General features: G+C 61.2%; 21 protein-coding genes. 13 read left to right on the forward strand and 8 right to left on the reverse strand.

What is annotated here, in order from left to right; genetic code table 11:
* The first annotated feature begins 31 nt into the window (after nucleotides 1–31).
* Nucleotides 32–292, forward strand: coding sequence for a hypothetical protein (locus tag ACQK2L_RS25295; RefSeq protein ID WP_425399829.1), 261 nt, complete (start codon nucleotides 32–34; stop codon nucleotides 290–292).
* Between the two features lie 303 nt (nucleotides 293–595).
* A complete protein-coding gene (locus ACQK2L_RS25300) occupies nucleotides 596–2,302 on the forward strand; it encodes a DUF7453 family protein (RefSeq protein ID WP_425399830.1) in 1,707 nt (568 codons plus the stop codon).
* Here the strand turns inward: ACQK2L_RS25300 and ACQK2L_RS25305 are convergent.
* The gene (locus ACQK2L_RS25305) at nucleotides 2,281–3,408 is read right to left on the reverse strand and encodes a hypothetical protein (protein WP_425399831.1); all 1,128 of its coding nucleotides are present in this window, start codon (nucleotides 3,406–3,408) and stop codon (nucleotides 2,281–2,283) included. The two genes, ACQK2L_RS25300 and ACQK2L_RS25305, sit on opposite strands and share 22 nt — an antisense overlap.
* Before the next feature lie 110 nt (nucleotides 3,409–3,518).
* Between ACQK2L_RS25305 and ACQK2L_RS25310 the strand changes: the two genes are divergently transcribed.
* From ACQK2L_RS25310 to ACQK2L_RS25320, 3 genes are all read left to right on the forward strand, one after another.
* Complete coding sequence (locus ACQK2L_RS25310) at nucleotides 3,519–3,806, forward strand: acylphosphatase (protein ID WP_425399832.1); 288 nt, start codon at nucleotides 3,519–3,521, stop codon at nucleotides 3,804–3,806.
* A gap of 126 nt (nucleotides 3,807–3,932) precedes the next feature.
* Complete coding sequence (locus tag ACQK2L_RS25315; RefSeq protein ID WP_425399833.1) at nucleotides 3,933–5,420, forward strand: ABC transporter permease; 1,488 nt, start codon at nucleotides 3,933–3,935, stop codon at nucleotides 5,418–5,420.
* Nucleotides 5,421–5,576: 156 nt separating this feature from the next.
* Nucleotides 5,577–6,404 (forward strand): PEP-CTERM sorting domain-containing protein, encoded by an 828-nt coding sequence (locus tag ACQK2L_RS25320; protein ID WP_425399834.1) that lies wholly within the window; start codon nucleotides 5,577–5,579, stop codon nucleotides 6,402–6,404.
* A 59-nt stretch (nucleotides 6,405–6,463) separates the two neighbouring features.
* Here the strand turns inward: ACQK2L_RS25320 and ACQK2L_RS25325 are convergent, their stop codons facing one another.
* From ACQK2L_RS25325 to ACQK2L_RS25340, 4 genes are all read right to left on the reverse strand, one after another.
* Nucleotides 6,464–7,531, reverse strand: a complete 1,068-nt coding sequence (locus ACQK2L_RS25325; RefSeq protein WP_425399835.1) for a Gfo/Idh/MocA family protein — start codon at nucleotides 7,529–7,531, stop codon at nucleotides 6,464–6,466.
* A gap of 121 nt (nucleotides 7,532–7,652) precedes the next feature.
* Complete coding sequence (lpxA, locus tag ACQK2L_RS25330) at nucleotides 7,653–8,459, reverse strand: acyl-ACP--UDP-N-acetylglucosamine O-acyltransferase (RefSeq protein WP_425399836.1); 807 nt, start codon at nucleotides 8,457–8,459, stop codon at nucleotides 7,653–7,655.
* 35 nt (nucleotides 8,460–8,494) lie between these two features.
* Complete coding sequence (gene lpxC, locus ACQK2L_RS25335; RefSeq protein ID WP_425399837.1) at nucleotides 8,495–9,370, reverse strand: UDP-3-O-acyl-N-acetylglucosamine deacetylase; 876 nt, start codon at nucleotides 9,368–9,370, stop codon at nucleotides 8,495–8,497.
* A 145-nt stretch (nucleotides 9,371–9,515) separates the two neighbouring features.
* Nucleotides 9,516–10,166: an OmpH family outer membrane protein gene (locus ACQK2L_RS25340; RefSeq protein WP_425399838.1), complete on the reverse strand. Its 651-nt coding sequence runs from the start codon at nucleotides 10,164–10,166 to the stop codon at nucleotides 9,516–9,518.
* 374 nt (nucleotides 10,167–10,540) lie between these two features.
* Between ACQK2L_RS25340 and ACQK2L_RS25345 the strand changes: the two genes are divergently transcribed.
* Both ACQK2L_RS25345 and ACQK2L_RS25350 read left to right on the forward strand, forming a co-directional pair.
* Nucleotides 10,541–11,299, forward strand: a complete 759-nt coding sequence (locus ACQK2L_RS25345) for an SGNH/GDSL hydrolase family protein (RefSeq protein WP_425399839.1) — start codon at nucleotides 10,541–10,543, stop codon at nucleotides 11,297–11,299.
* On the forward strand, nucleotides 11,296–12,210 hold the full coding sequence (locus tag ACQK2L_RS25350; protein ID WP_425399840.1) for a serine hydrolase: 915 nt from the start codon (nucleotides 11,296–11,298) through the stop codon (nucleotides 12,208–12,210). Before ACQK2L_RS25345 ends, ACQK2L_RS25350 begins: the two co-directional genes overlap by 4 nt.
* A gap of 7 nt (nucleotides 12,211–12,217) precedes the next feature.
* Here ACQK2L_RS25350 and ACQK2L_RS25355 read toward each other — a convergent pair whose 3' ends face one another.
* Both ACQK2L_RS25355 and ACQK2L_RS25360 read right to left on the reverse strand, forming a co-directional pair.
* A complete protein-coding gene (locus tag ACQK2L_RS25355) occupies nucleotides 12,218–13,417 on the reverse strand; it encodes an exo-beta-N-acetylmuramidase NamZ family protein (RefSeq protein ID WP_425399841.1) in 1,200 nt (399 codons plus the stop codon).
* Between the two features lie 31 nt (nucleotides 13,418–13,448).
* Complete coding sequence (locus ACQK2L_RS25360) at nucleotides 13,449–14,102, reverse strand: TetR/AcrR family transcriptional regulator (protein WP_425399842.1); 654 nt, start codon at nucleotides 14,100–14,102, stop codon at nucleotides 13,449–13,451.
* A 122-nt stretch (nucleotides 14,103–14,224) separates the two neighbouring features.
* On the opposite strand from ACQK2L_RS25360, the gene ACQK2L_RS25365 reads away from it, so the two are divergent.
* The 4 genes from ACQK2L_RS25365 to ACQK2L_RS25380 all read left to right on the forward strand — a co-directional run bounded on the left by ACQK2L_RS25365 (nucleotide 14,225) and on the right by ACQK2L_RS25380 (nucleotide 17,515).
* Complete coding sequence (locus tag ACQK2L_RS25365) at nucleotides 14,225–14,788, forward strand: OsmC family protein (protein WP_425399843.1); 564 nt, start codon at nucleotides 14,225–14,227, stop codon at nucleotides 14,786–14,788.
* A gap of 127 nt (nucleotides 14,789–14,915) precedes the next feature.
* Nucleotides 14,916–15,506, forward strand: coding sequence for a cysteine hydrolase family protein (locus ACQK2L_RS25370; protein WP_425399844.1), 591 nt, complete (start codon nucleotides 14,916–14,918; stop codon nucleotides 15,504–15,506).
* A gap of 83 nt (nucleotides 15,507–15,589) precedes the next feature.
* Complete coding sequence (locus ACQK2L_RS25375) at nucleotides 15,590–16,297, forward strand: potassium channel family protein (protein ID WP_425399845.1); 708 nt, start codon at nucleotides 15,590–15,592, stop codon at nucleotides 16,295–16,297.
* 144 nt (nucleotides 16,298–16,441) lie between these two features.
* Complete coding sequence (locus ACQK2L_RS25380; protein WP_425399846.1) at nucleotides 16,442–17,515, forward strand: type III polyketide synthase; 1,074 nt, start codon at nucleotides 16,442–16,444, stop codon at nucleotides 17,513–17,515.
* Nucleotides 17,516–17,568: 53 nt separating this feature from the next.
* On the opposite strand, the gene ACQK2L_RS25385 is transcribed toward ACQK2L_RS25380, so the two are convergent.
* Complete coding sequence (locus ACQK2L_RS25385; RefSeq protein ID WP_425399847.1) at nucleotides 17,569–17,790, reverse strand: DUF5808 domain-containing protein; 222 nt, start codon at nucleotides 17,788–17,790, stop codon at nucleotides 17,569–17,571.
* A gap of 713 nt (nucleotides 17,791–18,503) precedes the next feature.
* Between ACQK2L_RS25385 and ACQK2L_RS25390 the strand changes: the two genes are divergently transcribed.
* Entirely contained in the window at nucleotides 18,504–18,863 is a 360-nt protein-coding gene (locus ACQK2L_RS25390) for a response regulator (RefSeq protein WP_425399848.1), read from the forward strand.
* Between the two features lie 67 nt (nucleotides 18,864–18,930).
* On the forward strand, nucleotides 18,931–20,739 hold the full coding sequence (locus ACQK2L_RS25395; protein ID WP_425399849.1) for an ATP-binding protein: 1,809 nt from the start codon (nucleotides 18,931–18,933) through the stop codon (nucleotides 20,737–20,739).
* The last annotated feature ends 6 nt before the right edge of the window (nucleotides 20,740–20,745 follow it).

Below are 20,745 nucleotides of genomic sequence, written 5' to 3' on the forward strand. Positions count from 1 at the left end.
TGCCAATCTTTTCCTGCGCAGGGTTAGTCGGATGAAACGTTTCGTGCTTGCTATCGTGTTGGGCTTCGGTGCCGCGGGCTTTGGCACTGGGTGCCGCAGTTGCCAGAACTGCCACGACTACGATCCGCCCGTTGCCGACTGCCAATGCGCAGGGTGCACCGCCAGCGGCCACGGCCGCGCCGGCTCCGTGCTCTCCGGCGGCTACATGGGCGGTGAAGTCATCACCGAGCCCTCGGTGTACGACAGCCAACCAATGTACGGCGAGCCCATTGCGCCCGAAGCAGTCGAGTAACGCGGCAACGACGATCTCTTCGAAACGGGAATGCATAGGGCCAGTCGCCCGCCGGCTGAAAGTGCGCCCCGAACTCCGCAATAGGTGGAAACACGCTAATCCAGGCTGCAATGGTTGACACCCGATCCAGCAGGTGTTACCCCTAGAGCATCTCTTCCGTGGTTTTCACGAGACTCCGCTAACGAACGCAGCCCCTCGCCCAAACCTCCCCAACTTCGCAGTTAACGCTGCGTCTCTCCTGAGGTTTGTCTGCTTCGTCGATGGGGCGGTTCTAACTCTTTGCCTTCCTCCGGGGCGATTGATATGCACCTGTTGCACAGGAATCTGTTTCTCATCTCGTTGCTTCTGGCCCTCGCCAGTGGCAGCGCCCGAGGACTCGAGCCGCTGCGCGTGGTGGCATTGACGGACGCGCGCGTCTTTTCCGCACCCTTGATCAACGAGCAGGGCCTGACTGCGTTTGAATTCGAATCTCCGCCGGGACCGCGTCGAATCGTCGCCGATGATTCCACTGCGGCGGCCGCACTTGTGCTCGATTCGACTTCTCAGCAGGGCCTCTATGTCGAGTCGACACTCGGCGTGCCGGAATTGGTTGCAGGCGTTGGACAACAGGCTCCTGGATTCGACACTGGCGTGTCGTTCTCCGGATTCTACTACCTTGGCTTCAATGATGACGGCGACATTGCCTTCATGTCCAGCCTGACAGGACTCACCACTCCAACGTACAATCAGGCATTGTTCAGCAAACAAGCAGATGAGCCACTCCGGCTGATCCTGCACCAAGGACAAACAGCACCGCTGCCCGATCCTATCGGCGATACGACTATCATTGTCTATAGCGGCCAAACTCCCGCATTGGGTGCCGATGGTCGTGTGACCACCCCCGTCCTGTTGCCCCAGTTGGGGAATATGGAGCGTGTGCTGCAGGAGACACCTACAGGCAATCTGAATCTTCTGGACAATATGGTGACGGTCGACACAACGATCACGATTGCACCTCGGGAAACTGCCCCCACCACGCTTCAAGTCACTGCCACGCAAATGGGATATCCGAACATCAATGTTAACGGCGATGCGGCGAACCTGGCGATGCTCGTTCCTCCTGCTGACCATGGCACCGGGTTCAACCAGCACACAGCGATCGTTAGACTATCGGCGGACATCGGAAACCGGGTGGTTGCTGAGCAAGGTGATGCGGTCCCGGGCGTTCAGGCATCCATCGCCGCATTCAATCGCCCGGCAATCAATAGCCTGGGCGACGTCGCTTTCTCCGCCAGCCTAAATCCTGGATTGGGGTATGGGGTTTTTCGCTCAACTGAAAATGGCCTTAGCGCAATTGCACTTTCTGGTGACCCAGCACCTGGAACGGGCGACAACGTCTCCTTCGTTGCACTTGCGCCGAACGTGTATCTTAACGACCGCGGCGAGACGCTCTTTTCGGCGTCGCTTGAAGGCCCCGAGGTTTTGGGATTGGAGAACACGGGACTGTTCCTCGATCACAAGGTGCGCGGACTGTCGCTCGTTGTCCGCGAGGGCGATCCTGCACCAGGCACTCAAGGGGATCTCACCTTCAGACACCTTGGCACCTTCTATCCCACGGTGAACAACGCCGGACAAGTTGCTTTCACAGCGAGTCTGCGGAACGCGAGCAGCACGGCCGACCGCGGCATCTGGGCCCAAGATCGCTATGGGCAGTTGCATCTGATCGCGCGCGAGGGCGACCAGTTGGACGTGAGCGCCCCAGGCGAACCAGCCGACCTGCGTACCATTTCCGGTTTGAATTTCCTCTCCGAGACCAGCAGCAACCACGGCCCCGCCTACGGCACGCCCATCAACGACCGCGGCCAAGTGGCTTTCTCTGCCCGCTTCACCGACGGCACCTATGGCGTATTCGTCTCCAATGCCGTGGCGGTGCCGGAGCCGATGAGTGTGGTGCTGGCCTTAGGAGGGCTCGCGGTGGTCGCGGCGTATCGCTTCACGAGAAACGCGAGCTATTTGTCAGCCGGTGTCTGATGCTGGCGATTGAACACCTCGGGGTCGAACTCGTCGCGGGGTTCGTACCGTTTGGGTTCGGCGCCGTAGCGAATGGCAGGCTTGGCGACGGGTGTTTCGGTTGCCTTGGTCGCTGGAGTCGCTTCAGGTGTGTCTGGCGACTGCATGGCAGCCGGGTCTTCCCAGAAGTGTCTTGGTTGCCCGGGCTGCGTGGGCGGCATTTGGGCTGTTGGGGGAGCAACGGTTTGCTGATGGGCGGCCAGTTCGACGGTGGGCGGTTGGGTTGGTGGGGCGACCTGGTCTTTGCCGGTGGCTTTCATCACCCACTCTGCCAGTCTCTCGCGAACCTTCTCGCGATGGCCGTCGAACACGGGACGCGGTAGGCCACCGTGTGGCACGGCGGGCTGCAGCAACAGCGGGCTGTACTGCGGAGTTTGCTGATCGATGGAGTTCCACACTGCTTGCAAGTTGCGTAGCGTGCTCTCGCGATTCGCGGTGCCGCGAAGCAGGTCGCGGTTGAGTCGCAGCTCGCGGTTGTCGTCCATCGAGTGGCATCCGCCGGTGGCGCAGCCGTTCACGAGTATCGGTTGCACGTGGCGGGCGAAGTCTTCCAACGTGCCGGGCGGAAGTGACGTGGCCAGCTTTTCCATCTCGGCCAGTTCGGCCGCCCGCTGGTGCGAGTCGTCGGCCGTGGGTGGGGCCGGCGCGGCGGCCTGCTGGGTACGCATGGCTGCGCGAGACATCACCTCGTACTGCCGCTGCACGTATTCGACGGCTCCGTTTTTGGGATCGATCTTACGAGCGTCCTCGATTTCGGCGGCCGCTTGGGGCCAGATTTCTTGCCGCATGCACCACTTGGCGAGCGCCAGATGGTCGGACACCGAACCCTCGCGAACCTCGATCCGTTTGGCTGCGTATGCATCCAGGAGAGTTGCGGTGATGCGTTCCACGTCCCGCAACGGCAAGTAGTGCTGGCTGTTCTCGGTGGCCACGCGGACCACGTCCTGCAGGCGATCGACCTCGCCCTCCAGCACGTTGCCATTGCGGAGCACCACCACCTCGGCCGCGTGACTGGCGAGGGCGGAAGCGAGCAACAAGGCGGACGTAACGAGGGTGCGGGCGTTCATATCCGGAGCGTGTAGCGGATTTTTGCCACCCGAGTCAAGGCGAACTGGCCAATGTGCGGTAATCTGGCGATCCCCTGGAGCCAGACACCGGCGACAAGTACACTGCTATCATGGCCGATTCGTCGAAAAACGAGCTGCGAGAGCTGCACTATTCGGGCCACGTCCAGGGCGTTTTTTTCCGGGCCACCGCCCGAAATATTGCCAGCGGCCTGGCGGTCACCGGGTACGTAGCGAATCTGCCCGACGGTCGAGTGAAGCTGGTCGCCGAAGGCACCCCGGCCGAACTCGACCTGCTGGAGCGATCGATCTCCCAGGAGAAGGGCCAGAACATCCAAGACGTGACCCGCGACACCCGACCGGCCACCGGACAATTCGATGGTTTTGAGATAAGGTATTGAAGAAGGTAGTAGGTGGTCGGCACGCTGCCTGCTGCTGCCATATGCACCCAAGCCCCAGTTGCCTCTGATTTCACCCGCGGCTAGCGCCGTTGGCTCACTTTCACTCACTTACTCCTCTCCCCCGCCATGCTACACGCTGCGATGCTTCCTCTGGCCAACGTTCAACTGTGGGTTACTCCGCTGTGGATTCTGTCGCTGGGCGTCACCGCGGCGGTGGTGATCTTGGCGATCCTGTACGGATTGATGGTCGTCGCCTGGCCGGCCGGTGCTCAGGCGGTGCGGCAAGCGGCGGGCGATGGACTGTTGACGCCGATTGCCGCGGTGGCGGCCGCCTTCGTGCTGCTCACGCTATTGGCCACGGCCTCGATGCCGCTAGACGACGTGTGGGCCTCGCTCCAGCGAAAACCAACGACCGGTCCCCACCAAGAAACCTTCACCATCGAAGCGAACGCGGTCGACCAGCCTCTGGAGGTCGACATTCGGGCCGATGAACTCATGGGTTACATCCTGGCGACCGATGGCGATTTGCGGCTATCGACCGAAGCGGGACGAGGATTCGCTGCGGTCGATTTCACACTCACCGGCGGTGAAGATTACGAATGGGACCCCGCGAAGAAGTATCCTCGCATCTTTCAGGATCGCATCACTACGCTGTACGCAACCAATCCGAACGAAGTGCCCATTAGCTTGACGTTCGACTACGAGACCGACGTCGAAATGCCCGAGGTGCACCACCTGCCGGTGATCACCTTGTCGATCGTGGGCGTTGTGCTGCTGTACTTCCTGCTGGAGGTGATCTTTCCAGGCGTGGCGACCGTGGCGGTGGGCACCGCCAAGGAGGCTATCTCGCAGCCGCTGTTTTTGGTGCTGACCGGCATCGGTGCGGTGGCGCTCGTGCTCTACATCTTCATTCCTTACCACACCTTTGGCGAGGACGTGAAGATGCTGACCGACTCGGGTTTGACGACCATCATGGTGCTGGGCATCCTGTTCGCCCTGTGGACCTCCAGCACCAGCGTGAGCGACGAAATCGAAGGCAAGACGGCCCTCACCATGCTCAGCAAACCGGTCAGCCGTCGGCAGTTCGTGCTCGGCAAATTCCTGGGCATCTTGTGGCCGCTGCTGGTGATGTTCGTCATCCTGGGCGCGATCCTGCTGATCACAATCAGCTACAAGGTGGTGTACGACGCCCGCGAGTCGAGCCAACCGACGCCCGACTGGCAGTTGTGCTACTCCACCATGGTGTCGGCCATTCCCGGCCTGGTGCTGGCCTACATGCAGGCGGCGGTATTGGCTGCTGTTTCGGTGGCCATAAGCACCCGGCTCTCCATGCTGCCGAACCTGATTATCGTGGGATCGATCTACGTGATCGGCAATCTGTTGCCGCAAATCGTCCGCAGTAGCGCAGGCGACATCCCGTTCATTGCGTTCACCGGCAAGCTGCTGAGTGTGGTGCTACCGGTGCTGAACCACTTCAACATCCAACCGGCCATCTCCGCCGGTATGCCGGTGCCGTATACGTACCTGCTGATGGCAGGGCTCTACTGTTTGCTGTACTGCACCGCGGCCATGCTACTGGCGCTGTTGCTGTTCGAGGATCGCGATCTTGCGTAGGCTTGCCGCTTGCGATTTGAAGCGAAATTGGAGTCGGCGAGCAGCATACTCGTCCTGCTTCCCCCGCTAGGGGGAAAAGCTTGCCATGTCACCCCTTGCGCGGTAACCTGCCGGGAGCGAGCAGGGGCAATTGCTCGACACTAAGGGTTTATTACCATGGCACGCAATCTCCTTGTGGCCCTCGTCCTAATTGGCCTTTCATCTTCGGCAGTTGCTGAAGAAGCGCCCGATGTCCTTGATCTACTTCCACGCTACCATTTGTTGCCGCGTCACAGCTACGTTCAACAGAGCGGCGACGACCTGGAACGCGACATCCTATGGCGTGCCCGCGGCAGCTATGGTTTTATGGCGACTCAACTGACTATTTACCCCGCTCCCCCTCCCCGGGCTTCTTTCTACAACCCGGAAATCTGGGGCACGATCGTCTCCGGCGGCCCTGCCATCACTCTGGCGCTGGACGTCGACTCGAAGTTCAACCTCGATGGCTTGCGCGGCACCCTGGTGCCTACGCTGCGTCCGTACGGCGATCTGTATCACTTCACCGGGTTTGCCGAGGACAATCTGGCGGTCGACCTGTATGCGTTGCAGCAAGGCAACTGGATGTACCTGAAGGGCACCAGTTATACGACCACCGACTTTGGTCCGTACGAAGAATACAACATCCGCGCCCTGGCCCGCACCCGCCCGTGGGCCGACCTGAATGACGATGGGCGTGTGAACATCGCCGACTACGTCATGATGCGCAATCACCAGGGCAGCGACCTAGACGCGCTGACGCTCGGCGACGCCGAGGGCGTGACGATGGCTGACTGGAAGTCGCAATTCGGCGAGACCATGCCCAGTATGGACGATTTCGATGCAACGATGGCCAGTGCCATCTCATCGATGTCCGCTTTGGCGGTCGCCATCCCGGAGCCAACCAGCGTGGGATTGCTGCTCGCTGGCGCTTTGGGATTGCTGATCCGACGCCGATACTCGAACTAGCGCAATTGCTGTGGGCTCGCAGAGCTCGTCCCCAGGCACCCTTCGTTTCGGAGATTTCGCTAGCCAGCTTTGCGGAGCGGCACGGTGGGGGTGAGCTGTGCACCACGGCGGCCCAGTGGCGAACCGTCCCATTGGTGCTTGTCGATAGACTCGAGCACCTGCTCGGCCACCGCCAGAGCGTTGCGCCCTGCGGAGCCGGTCACGCGGACCTCGCGGCCGGTGCGAATCGCTTCGGCGAAGTCGCGGTGTTCCTCGGCAATCGCATTAGTTTGCGGCGGCTCGTGCTGCTCTTTGACCAACAGTTCCTCGAACAAGTGTTCGCGGTAGTGGTCCACTTGCTCGGTGGTGAGCGACGCGAGGTCGAACTGCCGGGTGAGCAAATCCTCCGTCGGTCGCACGGTCGTGGCGCCGCGGCCGGCGAAGTCGATGTCTGTAAAGCCTGTGGCGCTGAACACCTGCATGCTCCGCGCGCCCTGATAGTTCACACGCGACGCGGTGAGTTGGGCCACGGCGCCGCTGGCGAAGCGAAGCTGCGCCTGGGCGATGTCTTCGTTGTCGCCCATCACGGCGACGCCAAACGCGTCGACGTGCACCACGCGGCTCTTGACCAGCGACAGCACCACGTCGATGTCGTGAATCATCAGGTCCATCACCACGCCGATGTCGGTGGAGCGGAACGTGAAGCCGCTGGCGCGAATGCCCTGGATGTAGCGAATGTCGGTCAGGTCGGCAGCTACGCACTCCAATCCCGGATTGAATCGCTCGACGTGCCCAACCTGTAGCTTCAGGCCTTTCTGCTTGGCCAGGTCGACCAGTTCATCGGCTTCTTCCACGGTGGTGGTGATCGGCTTTTCGACTAGCACATGCACGCCAGCGCTCAGCAGGTCCTTCACCACCTGGTGATGGTACACGGTGGGTGTGGCGACGATGGCAGCTTCGATCTCGCAGAGCACCTCGCGGTAGTCGGCTACCGCGCGGCAGCCGGTTTCTTCGGCCACCCGCTCGCGGGCCTCTTGGTTGACGTCGACGATCGCCACCAGATCGATGTGCGGCGCCTCGGCGGCTAGACGTGCGTGGATGCGACCCAAGTGACCTGTGCCGATAACGGCCGTGCGTAGCGGAAGCATGATAGGTAGAGCAATCTTCTTGGTGGACGAAACGAAACGGAGGTGAATGACCAATTTCGAATGACCAATGACCAAGCGAGTCGACGTTGGTCATCGTCAATTGGACATTGGGTGTTTCTCCCTATGCTGCGCGGCGGGCTTCGCGGCCGCGGCCGTGGCGTCCTTCCTGCTGGCCTTCGATGAACGACAGCAGGTGGTTCACCTGGGGCAACAATCGGTCGTTACCGCGGAGCACTTCGCGAGCGGCGTCGAGGCCGATCTTCGAGCGGTACATCAGGCGGTGCGTCTCGGCCAAGGCGTCGATCACGTGAGGCTCGAAGTTGTTACGCTTCAGCGCCACGATGTTGATGCAACGAGGTCGCGCGGGCGAACCTTCGCACAGCATGTAAGGGGGAACGTCGTGCAGCACGCGGCTCAGGCCGCCAATGAAGCTGAAGCTGCCGATCGTGGTGTAGTGATGAACGGCCACACCGCCAGAGATCGATGCGTGATCGTCCACGTGAACGTGGCCGCCGAGCATCGAACCGTTGGCAATGATGATGTGGCTGCCGAGCTTGCAGTCGTGCGCCACATGGGTGTTGGCCATCAGGAAGTTGTTGTCGCCAATGCGAGTGATGCCGTCTTCTTTCTCGCTGGCGCGGTTGATTGTCACGCCTTCACGAATGACGTTGCCGTCGCCCACGATCACCTGGGTATCGGTGCCGGCGTAGCTGATGTCCTGCGGCTCGCCACCCAACACGGCATGGGGATAGATCGTGTTGTCGCGGCCGATGGTCACGTGTCCCATCAGCGTCACGCTGTTCATGATCTTCGTGCCCGCACCGATCTTCACGTGCGGCCCAATGGTGGTGAACGGCCCCACTTCAACCTCTTCGCCGATTTCGGCTCGCGGATCGATCCAGGCGGTGTTGGCAATGGTTGTGGCCATGATACTGCGGGGGGATAAGGGTTAGGCGTTGGTTGTTAGGCGGTTTTTCTTTGCGATTGCTGCTCTTGCTGCAGCAAGGCTTCGACAAGCGACGCGTTAAGTTGGTGGCCGCTGCGGTAGCAGACGAAGTGCCCCACAATCGGTCGGCCGGCCAGGGCGAAGTCGCCCACTGCGTCGAGCACCTTGTGGCGGACGCATTCGTCGGCGAAGCGAAGTGGATTCTCCACGGGCCCATCGGCGTCGAAGATCAACAGGTCCTGCGGGGTGACGCGGGTACCTTTGCCCATGGCCACCAAGGCGTCGGCTTCTTCGCGAAGCACGAAGGTCCGGGCCGGGGCCAGTTCGAATCGGAACTGCTCGGGCGAGATCTCCGCGGCGAACGACTGCCGCCCGATCGCGTTGCCCGGTCCATAGTCGAGGTGGAATTCGATTGACAGCCCGTTGCGATTGGTGGGCTGAGCTTCCACCCATTTATGTTCGTTGCCGACTCGCACGGTCTGCGTAACGACCAGCGGGCGAGTGGGTGTGGATTGCACGACCACGCCGGCCATGTCCAAGGCTTCGACAAACGCTGCAGCCGAGCCATCGCAACCGGGAATTTCCTCGGCGGTGACCCAAACGTCGCAGTTGTCGATTTCCAGACCAGCCAAAGCGGCCATCACGTGCTCGATCATCTCGACGCGGCGTTCGCCGGTCTTGAGCACGGTGCGGCGGGGGCGGTCTTCGCGACAGTCGAGGCCCACTGGCATGCGTACCGGTGGTCGATCGTCGGGTGTATCCAGAATAAAGGTCACTCCGCTGCCAGCGGGGGCGGGCCGGAACTCTACCCGGCAGTCTTCGCCGCTCCAGTAGCCGAAGCCTTCCACGGCGGCGGCACGGGCAACAGTGCGCTGATGGCGCAAGGGGATCATCGGAGGTGGGCTCCCAAGCGGGGTCAATGTCCGAGGCGGACAAGCTATCAGTCAAGCAACTTAGTGCAGCAGGCAAGCCCCGTACCCAGCCGCCCATGGGGGGGAGAAATGGGCGGCCGGGTTGGTCAGGGCATTAGCACGTTGCTTACTTAGGAGGCAAAGCTCCGCCAGGTCGACCCGGCAAGTTGGGATTCGCAGTGGCGTTCGAGCGAGGAATCTGACCACTGTTCACCAAAGTCACGATGTCGCGAGTGATGTCGACATTGTTTTCGAACACCACGGGACGATTGATGTCCTTCAGGATGTCCTTCGGATTGCTGGGATCCGGCAAGTCGCCACTGAATCGCAGCACCAAGCCGATCCTACGCTGCTTCGCGTAGTTGGCGATCGTGTCGCTGATCTGGCGATAGGTGCTGTAGTAGATCTTGCTTTCCTTCTCCATCAGGTCCTTTTGCAGACGATTCATCTCCAGATTGAATCCTGCCTTGGCCTGTGCCAGTTCGTCGTCCTTCAGCTTGTAGTCGGGGGTACCAGGCTTGAGGTTGTTGCGAGCCTCTTCCATCCGGGCGATTCCGTCTCGCTTCGCCTTCAGGCCATCCTCGATGCCCTTCATCTCGTTCTTCATTTGCTCCATCCGAGCCTTGAACTGATCGTGGTTCTTGAACACGAAGCTGATGTCCACAACGGCAATTCCGAATGTCGAGGCGTTGGCGGCCTCGGGGTGTTGGGCTTGGGCTTGCGGGCTAGCAACACCAATCAACAGAGCGGCCGCGACGGCCAATGCGAAAGTCTTCACGTCAGCACTCCTTGCTGAAAAAACGGGTCTTCCTTGACCAAGGCGAAGTATTGCCAGCCGAGCCACGTGCTCGCTCGGCCGGAAAGTCAAGCGGGCGGTATTGTGCCGAGAACCTCCAATCGGGGCAAGACCACTTCATGCGGCTTTTTCGACTTTTCTAGCAGACCGTGGATGTTGCGTTTTCTCGGCGATTTATGGCCATTCGGAGGAATGACGAAACACCCAAGTACCCAATTACCCAAGGAACGGGAAGCTTCAACTTTGGGTGCTTCGTCATTGGGTATTTGGGTGTTTAGGGATTTGGGTATTACGTCATTCGCCATGTGTTAAGATGGAGACCCTGAAACACCTATTCCCTTTTCGGAGCCCTCCCCATGAGCCTACCCCTTGATCGTCGGACTTTCTTCCAAGGCGGTGCGGTTGCGGCTGGACTTGCGGCCAGCGGTGTTGTCGGTGCGGAGGAAAAGCCTCGCTCCGAAAGTGCCTCGCTGATCCAGCCCGGCGGTACGATTCTCTTCCAAGGCGACAGCATCACCGACGCCGGGCGTAATAAGAACGGCGATCTGCCGGCCAACAACCAGGACGCGCTCGGGGGCGGCTACGCCTTCCTGGCAGCTGCGCACCTGCTGGCCGCCGAGCCCGAAGCGGAACTCAAGATTCACAACCGCGGCATCAGCGGCAACAAGGTGCACCAACTGGCCGAGCGTTGGCAGGCCGACTGTCTCGACCTGAAGCCCGACGTGCTGAGCATCCTGATCGGCGTAAACGACATCTGGCATCACCTGAACGGCCAATACGACGGCACCGTCGATACCTACCGCGACGACTACCACGCTCTATTGAAGCGCACCAAACAGGCACTGCCCGAGGTGAAGATCGTGATCTGCGAGCCGTTTGTTCTGAAGACCGGTGCGGTCACCGATAAGTGGTTCCCGTCGTTCGACGGCTTCCGCGCGGCCGCGAAGGAAATCGCCGACGAGCACGGCGACGTGTGGGTGCCGTACCAGACGATGTTCGACGAAGCGGTGAAACTGGCTCCTCCCGCCCACTGGGCCGGCGACGGGGTACACCCCTCGGCCGCCGGCGCCGCGATGATGGCCCACGCCTGGGTAGCAGCAGTGAATGCGGCATGAGCGTAACCGGCACGCCCCTTCCACGCTTCTCGCTCTGCCTGCTCGCATTGGCACTACTGTCGATGCGCCCGGCAGTAGCCGACAAACCGAGCAGCGACGAGCTCATCGACGACATTCCCCCTGGTGTACGGCTCGGCGTGTGGGTGGGGCGACCGGACGGAACTGCGCTGCTGAAGCGCGATGCCGACGCGAAGATGCCGACCGCCAGTTCGATCAAAGCCGCGCTGTTGATCGAGTTGTTTGCCATGCACGAAAAGTCGCTCGACGCACCGCCCGAGAGCGTGGTGAGCATCTTCTCCAACGCGGAGCATCCAGCATTTGTGCATTACGACCGGCAGGAGCGGCGACAGTCTCGCAAGGCGCTCACCGATATCAGCGTCGCAGCGCTCGGCAAGCAGATGATCCGCGTCGGCGATGGGCCCAACAAAGTCTACAACGGGGCGGCGAATGTCGTGATCGCGCTGCTGGGCGGTCCCGAAAAGGCAACCGCGCGGATTCGCAAGCGAAACGAGCAATTTGCCGGGCACACGGTGAACCGTTACATGTTGGCCGATCGCAATGCCACCGGCGACAACACAGCGACCGCCCAGTCGCTGGCGGCCGTGCATGCGGCGCTCGCTCGGCGAGAGGTCGAAGGCCTCGAGCCGAAAACGATCGAGCGACTGCGAAACGTTCTACTGCTGAGCAAAGATAAGTCGGGCACGAGCCACTACTTTAAAGGGGGCTCACTCGGCACCGATCCGGTAACCTACGTTCGCGCCGGCTGGTGGGAGGGCGAGCGGCCCACGGTGGTGTACGCGCTGATGGGCGCGGCCGATCCGGAGAGCGATACCAAGGTCGACGCCAAGACGCTTGAAGAGTACGTCACCCAGATGGAATCGCGGATCCAGAAGCGTTACTTCGATAACTGACGGCCTCTCAAGCGGTTTCAGGGTACACAAGATGCGGAAGCGCGCGCTGCCGCCAATCGGGCGCGGCGGTTAGTGATTGAACCGCGCTCGCAATGTTCTGTGGACCACCTTCCAGCAACTCCGCCACATCGGTGCGGCCGACCAGCAACTCGAAGTGGCGGTCGCCGGCTGGGTTGGCCGCGGTTGGATAACGCGCCCACCGGAACTCGCCATGCGAGTGTTTGATCGCACACGCCAGAAGCATCAGCCCCAGCGCCACCGGCCGCACGCGATCGGGGTCGACGGGATTAAAGCGAATCCCGTGGCAGTCCTGCTGCTCATGGGGCGGCATCGTGGGTGTGAATTGAACGGGCTCGCACTCGACGCCCGCTAGCCCTAGCGATGCAAACTCGTTGCAAAGCTCCGCCGCGTCGATCCACGGCGCGCCGAATTGCTGGAAAGGATGCTCCGTGCCGCGACCCACGCTTATGTTCGTCGCCTCGAATAAGCACACTCCGGGATAGAATAGTGCGCTGGAATAGCACCGCATCGATGGCGAAGTCGACACAAACGGTGCGCCGGTCGCTGGTTGATGATCAGCGCGGTTCCACCCGGCAGCCGGCACGACGTGCAGGTCGACGTTCAATTGCTGTTCGAAGTTCCACAGTCGCGCCAACTCACCGAGGGTGAGCGAATGCCGAATGGGCATCGCGTAGCGGCCCAGGTAGCTGGCGCAGGATTCCACGTCGAGTAGCGGTCCTTCGGACATGGCCAGGTCGCCGCCGATCGGGTTGGGTCGATCCAACACCCACACCGGTGTGCCCGCATCGCCGCATGCTTCGAGCATGTGCGACATGCTCCAGATGAACGTATAGAACCGAGCGCCGACGTCGGGCAGGTCGATCAGCACCCCGTCGAGATCGTCCAGCATCGCCCGTTCGGGCCGCATCCGCTCGCCGTAGAGGCTCACGACCTCCAGGTTCGTCATCGGGTCAACGCCGTCGGGCACGCTTGCGCCGTCCGCTGCAGCGGCGGCGATGCCATGCTCGGGCGAAAAGAGCCGCGTCAAGCGTACCCCGGATTGCAGCAACGCCTCGCGGCTCGACGTGTGCGAATCGGCGGCCGTGGTGACAGCGTCGTTGGTCAACAGACCGAACCGCCCTGCTGGCAACTTCACCTGTCCGCGCACGATCTGGTCGACGCCGAAGCCAAAGGAAAGGGAGTACATGAATCTTAAAGGTCGACGGGTGCGGATCGCTTCACGGCAAGGCCTCACTCACCAGCGACTCGACCGCAGGCTTGATCACCGTCGCGGCGTCGTCGCGACCGTGCACTTGCCGCAGCACGAGCGTCCCCTCGACCAGGGCGGTGTACCTGTCTGCAAAACTCTCTGGATCTTCGGCGCCAGCCGCCGCGGCAAGGTCGCGAAAGAAATCGCGGTTCTTTCGCTTGTGTTCTGCCGCCACCGCGTGCACCGGATCGTTGGGGTTGGGAAACTCAGCGGCCGCGTTGATGAACTGACAACCACGAAACTCGGGCGCGTTGAACCACACATCGAGCACGTCGAAGAACGCGACGAGTTGCTCCTTTGGATCATCGCCAGCCGCCGCCCGCACCGCGCTGGTCCAGGCCTGCATCTCCCACTCGTCTCGCTGCTGAATCGCGGCGACAACCAGGTCGTCCTTGCTCTCGAAATGCTTGTAGAACGTGGTCTTGGTCACGCCCGCGGCGGTGAAGATTTGATCGACGCCCACAGCCTGAAACCCATGGCTGTAGAACAGCTCGATGGCGGCATGCACCAGCCGTCCGCGGCCCGCTGTTGGCGGCTCGGGAAGCCCGAACAGTTCCACCACCGGTTTGTGCTTGCTGTTGAAAACCATGTCGCCAAGGCACCGGCTGGGCTGGGGGTGCACCGAAGGTTCACCCCGGGGTTACTTCGAGTTCACTGTGAATCGACGCTATCCGGACGATACTTGCTTGCGACTGTTACCGCAAGCCGCTCAAGCGGCGTTACCTTCGAACAAGGAGTTGAGTGATGACTACGCAAACCGCAACCGCACAAGTCAATGGCATCGATGTCGCTGCGCTGAAGCAAACGATTGCCGACATCGAGGCGCAACCTCAGGCCGGGCAAACTCGTTGGACGGTGACCAGCCGCTGGCAAGGCGGTACCCGCACCGACCACTTCGTCGACGGAGTCGATATCGGTGGCCAGCGGGTGGATCGGAGATTTCAGATCGAGATCGACGAGCCATGCGAGTTGTGCGGCACCAACCAGTACGCCAATCCGCAGGAGTACCTGCTGGCCGCCACCAACGCCTGCATGATGGTCGGCTACGCCACGGTGGCCGCTGTGATGGGGATCGAGCTCAGCAAACTCGAACTACAGATCACCGGCGACATCGACCTGCGAGGATTCCTGGACATCGACGCGAGCGTCGCTCGCGGGTACGAGCGACTGCACTACACAGTGCGAGTGGCCGGCGACGGCACACAGGAGCAGTTCGAAAAACTGCACGAGGTCGTGCAGCGAACCAGCCCCAACTACTACAACATGGCCAACCCGGTGGAGTTGACCAGCGACCTGGTTGTCGAGTGATCGCCCAAGCGACGGCGACGCCCTTGGCCCGTGCGAGCGGGCCAAGGGCCGCCGGGTGGCTCACAGCAGGCAGTCTGTTACACTACGTCGAACGTGCAACTCACCGCGTCCAACGAAGGTAACCACCATGCCCACCATCCGCGAAATCGCCGGCCTCAGCGATACTCCTGCCAAGTTGAGCGAGTCGGCCTTGATCATGATCGACTGCCAGAACACGTACCGCGAAGGGATCATGCAACTGGTGGGAGTCGATTCGGCGCTCGAGAACGCCAAGGCACTGCTAGAGCGGGCGCGGGAGGCCAAGATTCCGGTCTTCCACATCCAGCACGACGCGGGCGTGGGCTCGCCTTACGATCTTACGGCCTCGAATGGCCAGATCGCCGACGTGGTCGCGCCGCAGGAGTCCGAGGCGGTGATCGTGAAGCACTTTCCCGATTCGTTTTCGGCGACCGATCTCGACGAGCAGCTACAGGCCGTCGGTTGCAAGAACCTGATCCTGGCAGGGTTCATGAGCCACATGTGCGTCAGCTCGACCGCCCGCGGCGGGTTCGATCGTGGCTACGCGGTGAGCGTGGTAGAAAACACCACCGCCACGCGAGACCTGCCCGACGGCCACGGCGGCACCATCTCGGCCGCCGAGGTGCAACGCGCAAGCCTGCGCGGCTTGGCCGATCTGGTGGCGGTTGTCGTGGACGATGCGGGCGAGATTCCGGAGTAGGTGGGTCGTTTGGAGTGTCCGTCTAGTAGAAGTCGCTGGTGCTTAAAGATTGTTTGCGACGACACCCACGGTTAGTGCCGATCATGCAATCCCAATTCCTTGCTCCCGGTCGTTGGCGGTTCCTGCTGTTGCTTGCAGCATTGTTGGTGCTGTTGGTCGTCGAGCCCCTCTCTGCTTCCATTGTGATCATCCAGCCACTGTTCGACATCCTGTTGGTAGTCGTCATGGCAGTGCTGGCCCTCGGATTGGTGCGGCACAAAGCGTGGCGCACTATCGCCGTCGCGTTGTGCCTGCCGGTCACCGCGTTGACGTTGGGTGGTTACCTGATGCCGGACGCCCACCAAATTGTTAGTCTGTCGCTCGGGCATGCGGTGGCCGCCATTTTCTTCCTCATTGCGGTCGGCATGATTGTCGCCGCGATTATGAGCGGAGAGCAGTCCTTGGACACCATCTTTGGCGCCATCTGTGGGTACTTGTTAATCGGGGTCGCGTGGGGCATGGCCTACGTGGTGGTCTTCACTGTAGACGCGAATTCCTTTGAGCTAAGCGACGTCGTCCGCGAGCAAATGGTCGACGACCACGAGATTCGAAGCACGTTTATGTACTATAGCTACGTAACACTAAGCACCGTGGGCTACGGCGACTTGACCCCCACTTCGAACGTAGCACGAACACTCTCGTGGCTCGAAGCCGTAACGGGGCAAGTTTACATGGCAGTGGTGATCGCCGGCCTGGTGAGCGCCATGGTGGCTTCGAAGATGTCGGCTAGCCAATCTCGGAAAGCACCGTAGATCCGCGCCACGCTTCAAGCGTTGCCAGTAGTTCATAACTTTCTTGGTACCCGGTACGCGCTGCGAGGCCTATAATCAGACTTCCATGTACATTTATCCGCTTTCCCGATCGATCGGGCACATCAGCGGCCGGGAGTCCCACCTATGTCTATGCAAATCGTCGGCCTTAGCACTGCTAGCCCCGACCACGTTCTCAGCCAGGACAACGCCGTAGAGATGCTGCAGCGGCTCTGTTGCGAGACGCCCAAGCAAGCCAAGATTGCCGATCACCTGATTCGTCGCACCGGCGTCACCCAGCGGAACACCTGCGTACCGCACTCGCGAGCCTATGACTGGGAAGATCAACCAAGTGGCCCGACGCTGGCCGAGCGGATGGACTTGTACGAGCAGCATGCGGCGCCGCTGGCCATCCAAGCTGGCAGGGGTGCACTCGAAGACGCGGACATCGATCCGGGCCGCGTTACGCATCTGGTCACCGTGTCGTGCACAGGATTCGAGGCGCCCGGCGTGGACATCCAGCTTATCGAATCGCTTGGGCTGCCGCTGGAAGTGCAACGAGTGCATGTGGGCTTCATGGGATGCCACGCAGCGATCAATGGCCTGCGCGTCGCTCAGGGACTCGTCGCTGGCAATAAGAATGCCACCGTGTTGCTCGTCGCCACCGAACTATGCAGCCTGCACTACGCCTACGGCTGGAAGCCGGAACAGTTTGTCAGCAACGCCATCTTCGGCGACGGCTCCGCTGCTGTGGTCGGCGTGCCCGGCCCAGCGGATGCTGACAACGCGGACTCCTGCGCGTGGCGACTGACGGCCACCGGCTCGCGGATCTTTGCCGACTCGCAAAACCTGATGTCGTGGCGAGTGCGGGACAACGGATTTGAGATGACCCTGTCGTCCGAACTGCCCGGCGTGATCGAGAACGAACTCTCTGGCTGGCTCACCACCTGGCTGCAACGGCAAGGCCACTCGCTCGACCAGGTAGGTAGCTGGGCCGTTCACCCGGGCGGGCCGAGAATCGTGACGGCCGTCGAAAACGCACTGGGACTTAGTTCGTCGGCAACGAGCACCTCGCGCGAGGTACTGGAAACGCACGGCAACATGTCGAGCCCTACGATTCTATTCATCCTTGAGCGGATGCGCGCCAGCCAGGCACCCGGCCCCTGCGTCGCCATCGGCTTCGGGCCAGGCATCGCGGCGGAAGTGGCGGTGTTTGAGTAAGCGGTCTGAACGCCATGCAGACTCGTCGATGGCGACGCTACGAAAACCTATCATCACCGCACCACAAACATGCTGATCCCCACCACCAGAAGCGCTGGGAGTAACAGCAGCCCGAGCCATAGGTAGGCGGCCAGGTGGGCGAAGTTTAGCGTCCACCCCATCCACTTGCGCGGCTTGGGCACCCACACTCGGCTATCCAACGGCGCACGATACACCCCGAACCGCCAATTGGCCGCGTCGCCCCACTCCCGCTCATTGATTTGGTGTTGGTCCATTTCTTTCGGTCCTATCTGCAGTGCGCTCTAATGCTCCGATTCGTCGGCCACGCAAGAATCTTGAGGGAGGCTAGGCAAGCTGGTTGTTATTGGACACTGGATTGATCTAATGGGTGTGCGTGGCTTTGTGTATAGGTAGGTGAGTAGGTGAGGAAGTGAGGAAGTGAGGAAGTGAGTGAGCCAATAGCCGACGAGCTACGCCTCGTCGGAAAGAAGCATCGTCGTGACGCTCGCTCGATCGCGGAGCGATCGGCCACTATCGGGGTTTTGGGCCAACTGTGAGACATGCGGGGAACAACGTGGTGGGTTATGGGCCACCGGGAAGCGAAACAACTCTAGAAAACAAGGGGTTTTTGAAGTTACACCGGACCAAAACGCTTGGGGTTTTGGGCCAACGAATGAAGATCCCCGGAAGGTTGGCCCAAAACTCGTGGTCCAGAACTCTCCTGGGTAATGAAACTTGGTTCCGGCGGGGCGTAGCTCTCCGGCTAGGGTCCGTCGTCCCCATCAGCTAGCAGGAGGAGAAATCGAAAATCGCTGTGAACTGCTTGAAATTCGCTTTTGACAGACTTGCGGGGGGTTACTATGCTTCGTGCCCCGCCCGGCAAACCGCTTGCCAAACCCGAACAACTTCAGAGTTTCACGTCGATCGCCTGGTGCGACCCTCGCCCGGCAGACGGTATTTTCGGTATTTCGCTATGCATTCCGACCGAGTGTTGATTGTCGACCAGTCCGCTGAATCGCGTGAAGTGCTCAGTGCACTTCTGGCGCGGAATGGTACTTCATCCATTGAAGCCTCGCGGGCGGCCGAAGCGGTTTCGCTGGCCGAGCAGCTTCGTCCGCAGTTGATTGTGCTGGATGCCGACAGCGATTCGACTTGCGAGCGGCAGGCCCTGCGAGAATTGACCGCCGCGGCGCGCCGCACCAATACCCCAATCGTTCTTCTCGGCAAAATCACAGGGGCAGAAATTGCTTTTGACCCCTCTGAGCTGCTAGCAAAACCCTACCACTACGGGCAGCTGATCCGTAGAATTGAGAGCGTTTTACAGCAACGCCGGGCCGCGGCTGCGTAAGGGTGCGGACGAGTCGGGCGGTGCTTGCAGGAGTTACGCCCACAATTCTCGTCACCCCACGGTTATCGTGCCGAGTCTGTTTGTTATCCAAGGCCGCGATCAAGGATCGCGTTTCGACCTCGAGGGACCCGTCGTATCGATCGGCCGGGTAGGCGACAACGCCATCCAGCTGCACGACACCGAAGTGTCCCGCATGCATGCGGTGCTGGAAAAAGAAGGCGACACCTACCGGTTCCGCGACCGCAACAGCTCGAACGGCAGCTTTATCAACGGCCGGCGGGTGCAGGATCACGTGCTGGCGAGCGGCGACCAGATCCAGTTGGGCCGCACCATGGTGCTGTACACCGGCACTCCGCAGGAGCAGCCCGACCTGTCGGAAGAGATCAACATCGTCGCCGCGGGAGCGAAGGAAGACGAGTCGCGCATCCTGCATGCAGTGACTCAGAGCGACTCGAGCGACTTGCTCTCCGCCCCGAGCGACGACAAAGCCAGTCCATGGCTCGCCAGGGCGCGAAGCAACCTGCAGATCATGTATCGCACGGCGCTGGCGGTGAGTCACACGCTGGACATCGACGAGCTCTTGGCGCGGATCATGGAGATGATCTTCGAGTGGGTCGACGCCGACCGTGGCTGCATCATGCTCAAGGACGAACACAGCGCGCACCTCGCGCCGCGCGTGCGTCGCCATCGGCGTGGCGTGCAGACCGAAGACAAAATCACCATCAGCAAGACGATCCTCGACTACGTGGTCGAACGCAACGAAGGCGTGCTGACCAGCAACGCTCGCGACGATCAGCGTTGGGACCCCGCTCAAAGCATCGTGAAGCTGGGCGTGCGGGAAGCGATTTGCGTGCCGATGCAAGGACGCTACGACGTGGTCGGCGTGATCTACATCGACACGTCGCTTACTCCGCAACGGATGCTGCAGGAGCGGACTACCACGAAGTTCACGCAGGAGCACTTGAAGCTGATGGTGGCCATCGCCCACCAGGCGGCTTTGGCCGTGGAAGACACCGGCTACTACAAAGCGATGGTGCAGGCGGAACGCCTGGCCGCGGTGGGGCAGACGATCGCCTCGCTGTCGCACCACATCAAGAACATCTTGCAGGGCGTGCGTGGCGGTAGCTACTTGATCGAGTTGGCCATGCAGGATCAGGCCAAGGCTTTAGAGGCCGGCGAGCAAGACCCGGAAAACATGGCCCGCGCGATGGACACCATGCAGAAGGGTTGGAAGATTGTCGAGCGCAATCAGCAACGCATCTCCGGCTTGGTAATGGACATGCTGACGTTCAGCAAGGAGCGCGAACCGGAACCGGTGCCTTCGGAGCTGAACGAGGTGGTCGCCGACGTGGTCGAGCTGATGCAAGCCCGCGCCGAAGAGCTGGGCGTGAAGGTGACGTTCGATCCGGCGAAGAACTTCCCGACCTCGATGTTCGACCCCGAAGCCATCCACCGCGCGGTGCTGAACGTGGTCACAAACGCCATCGACGCCTGCGAGGACTGCGATCGCCGCGAAGTGCACGTGACCACGCACTTGGGCGACAAAGGCAAGTTGGCCACTGTCGAAATCGAAGACACCGGCGTGGGCATCGAGGCCAAGGAGATTGAGAACATCTTCACCGTGTTCGTCAGCGGCAAAGGAAGCCGCGGCACCGGGCTCGGCCTGCCGGTGAGTCAGAAGATCATGCAGGAGCACGGCGGCACGATCCGCGTCGAGAGCGAGCCCGGCAAGGGAAGCAAGTTCTTGATGGAACTGCCCGTACACAAAGCGTCGGCCAAAGCCAAGCAAACACAGCCCGAAGTGGTGGACGAGCCGCCGGACGACGATGGCTCGGACAGTCACATCGAACGCGCGACCTTGGCGCCTGGCATGTAGGTCGGT

Origin of the sequence: Aeoliella sp., from assembly GCF_965227375.1 — a bacterium.
In the GTDB taxonomy this organism is placed as follows: Bacteria; Planctomycetota; Planctomycetia; order Pirellulales; family Lacipirellulaceae; genus Aeoliella.

Excerpts from the sequence above, each read along its gene's own strand:
- ACQK2L_RS25295 (WP_425399829.1), top strand. The coding sequence starts at position 32 with ATGAAACGTTTCGTGCTTGCTATCGTGTTGGGCTTCGGTGCCGCGGGC.
- ACQK2L_RS25300 (WP_425399830.1), top strand. The coding sequence starts at position 596 with ATGCACCTGTTGCACAGGAATCTGTTTCTCATCTCGTTGCTTCTGGCC.
- ACQK2L_RS25305 (WP_425399831.1), bottom strand. The coding sequence starts at position 3,408 with ATGAACGCCCGCACCCTCGTTACGTCCGCCTTGTTGCTCGCTTCCGCC.
- ACQK2L_RS25310 (WP_425399832.1), top strand. The coding sequence starts at position 3,519 with ATGGCCGATTCGTCGAAAAACGAGCTGCGAGAGCTGCACTATTCGGGC.
- ACQK2L_RS25315 (WP_425399833.1), top strand. The coding sequence starts at position 3,933 with ATGCTACACGCTGCGATGCTTCCTCTGGCCAACGTTCAACTGTGGGTT.
- ACQK2L_RS25320 (WP_425399834.1), top strand. The coding sequence starts at position 5,577 with ATGGCACGCAATCTCCTTGTGGCCCTCGTCCTAATTGGCCTTTCATCT.
- ACQK2L_RS25325 (WP_425399835.1), bottom strand. The coding sequence starts at position 7,531 with ATGCTTCCGCTACGCACGGCCGTTATCGGCACAGGTCACTTGGGTCGC.
- lpxA (WP_425399836.1), bottom strand. The coding sequence starts at position 8,459 with ATGGCCACAACCATTGCCAACACCGCCTGGATCGATCCGCGAGCCGAA.
- lpxC (WP_425399837.1), bottom strand. The coding sequence starts at position 9,370 with ATGATCCCCTTGCGCCATCAGCGCACTGTTGCCCGTGCCGCCGCCGTG.
- ACQK2L_RS25345 (WP_425399839.1), top strand. The coding sequence starts at position 10,541 with ATGAGCCTACCCCTTGATCGTCGGACTTTCTTCCAAGGCGGTGCGGTT.
- ACQK2L_RS25350 (WP_425399840.1), top strand. The coding sequence starts at position 11,296 with ATGAGCGTAACCGGCACGCCCCTTCCACGCTTCTCGCTCTGCCTGCTC.
- ACQK2L_RS25355 (WP_425399841.1), bottom strand. The coding sequence starts at position 13,417 with ATGTACTCCCTTTCCTTTGGCTTCGGCGTCGACCAGATCGTGCGCGGA.
- ACQK2L_RS25365 (WP_425399843.1), top strand. The coding sequence starts at position 14,225 with ATGACTACGCAAACCGCAACCGCACAAGTCAATGGCATCGATGTCGCT.
- ACQK2L_RS25370 (WP_425399844.1), top strand. The coding sequence starts at position 14,916 with ATGCCCACCATCCGCGAAATCGCCGGCCTCAGCGATACTCCTGCCAAG.
- ACQK2L_RS25375 (WP_425399845.1), top strand. The coding sequence starts at position 15,590 with ATGCAATCCCAATTCCTTGCTCCCGGTCGTTGGCGGTTCCTGCTGTTG.
- ACQK2L_RS25380 (WP_425399846.1), top strand. The coding sequence starts at position 16,442 with ATGTCTATGCAAATCGTCGGCCTTAGCACTGCTAGCCCCGACCACGTT.
- ACQK2L_RS25385 (WP_425399847.1), bottom strand. The coding sequence starts at position 17,790 with ATGGACCAACACCAAATCAATGAGCGGGAGTGGGGCGACGCGGCCAAT.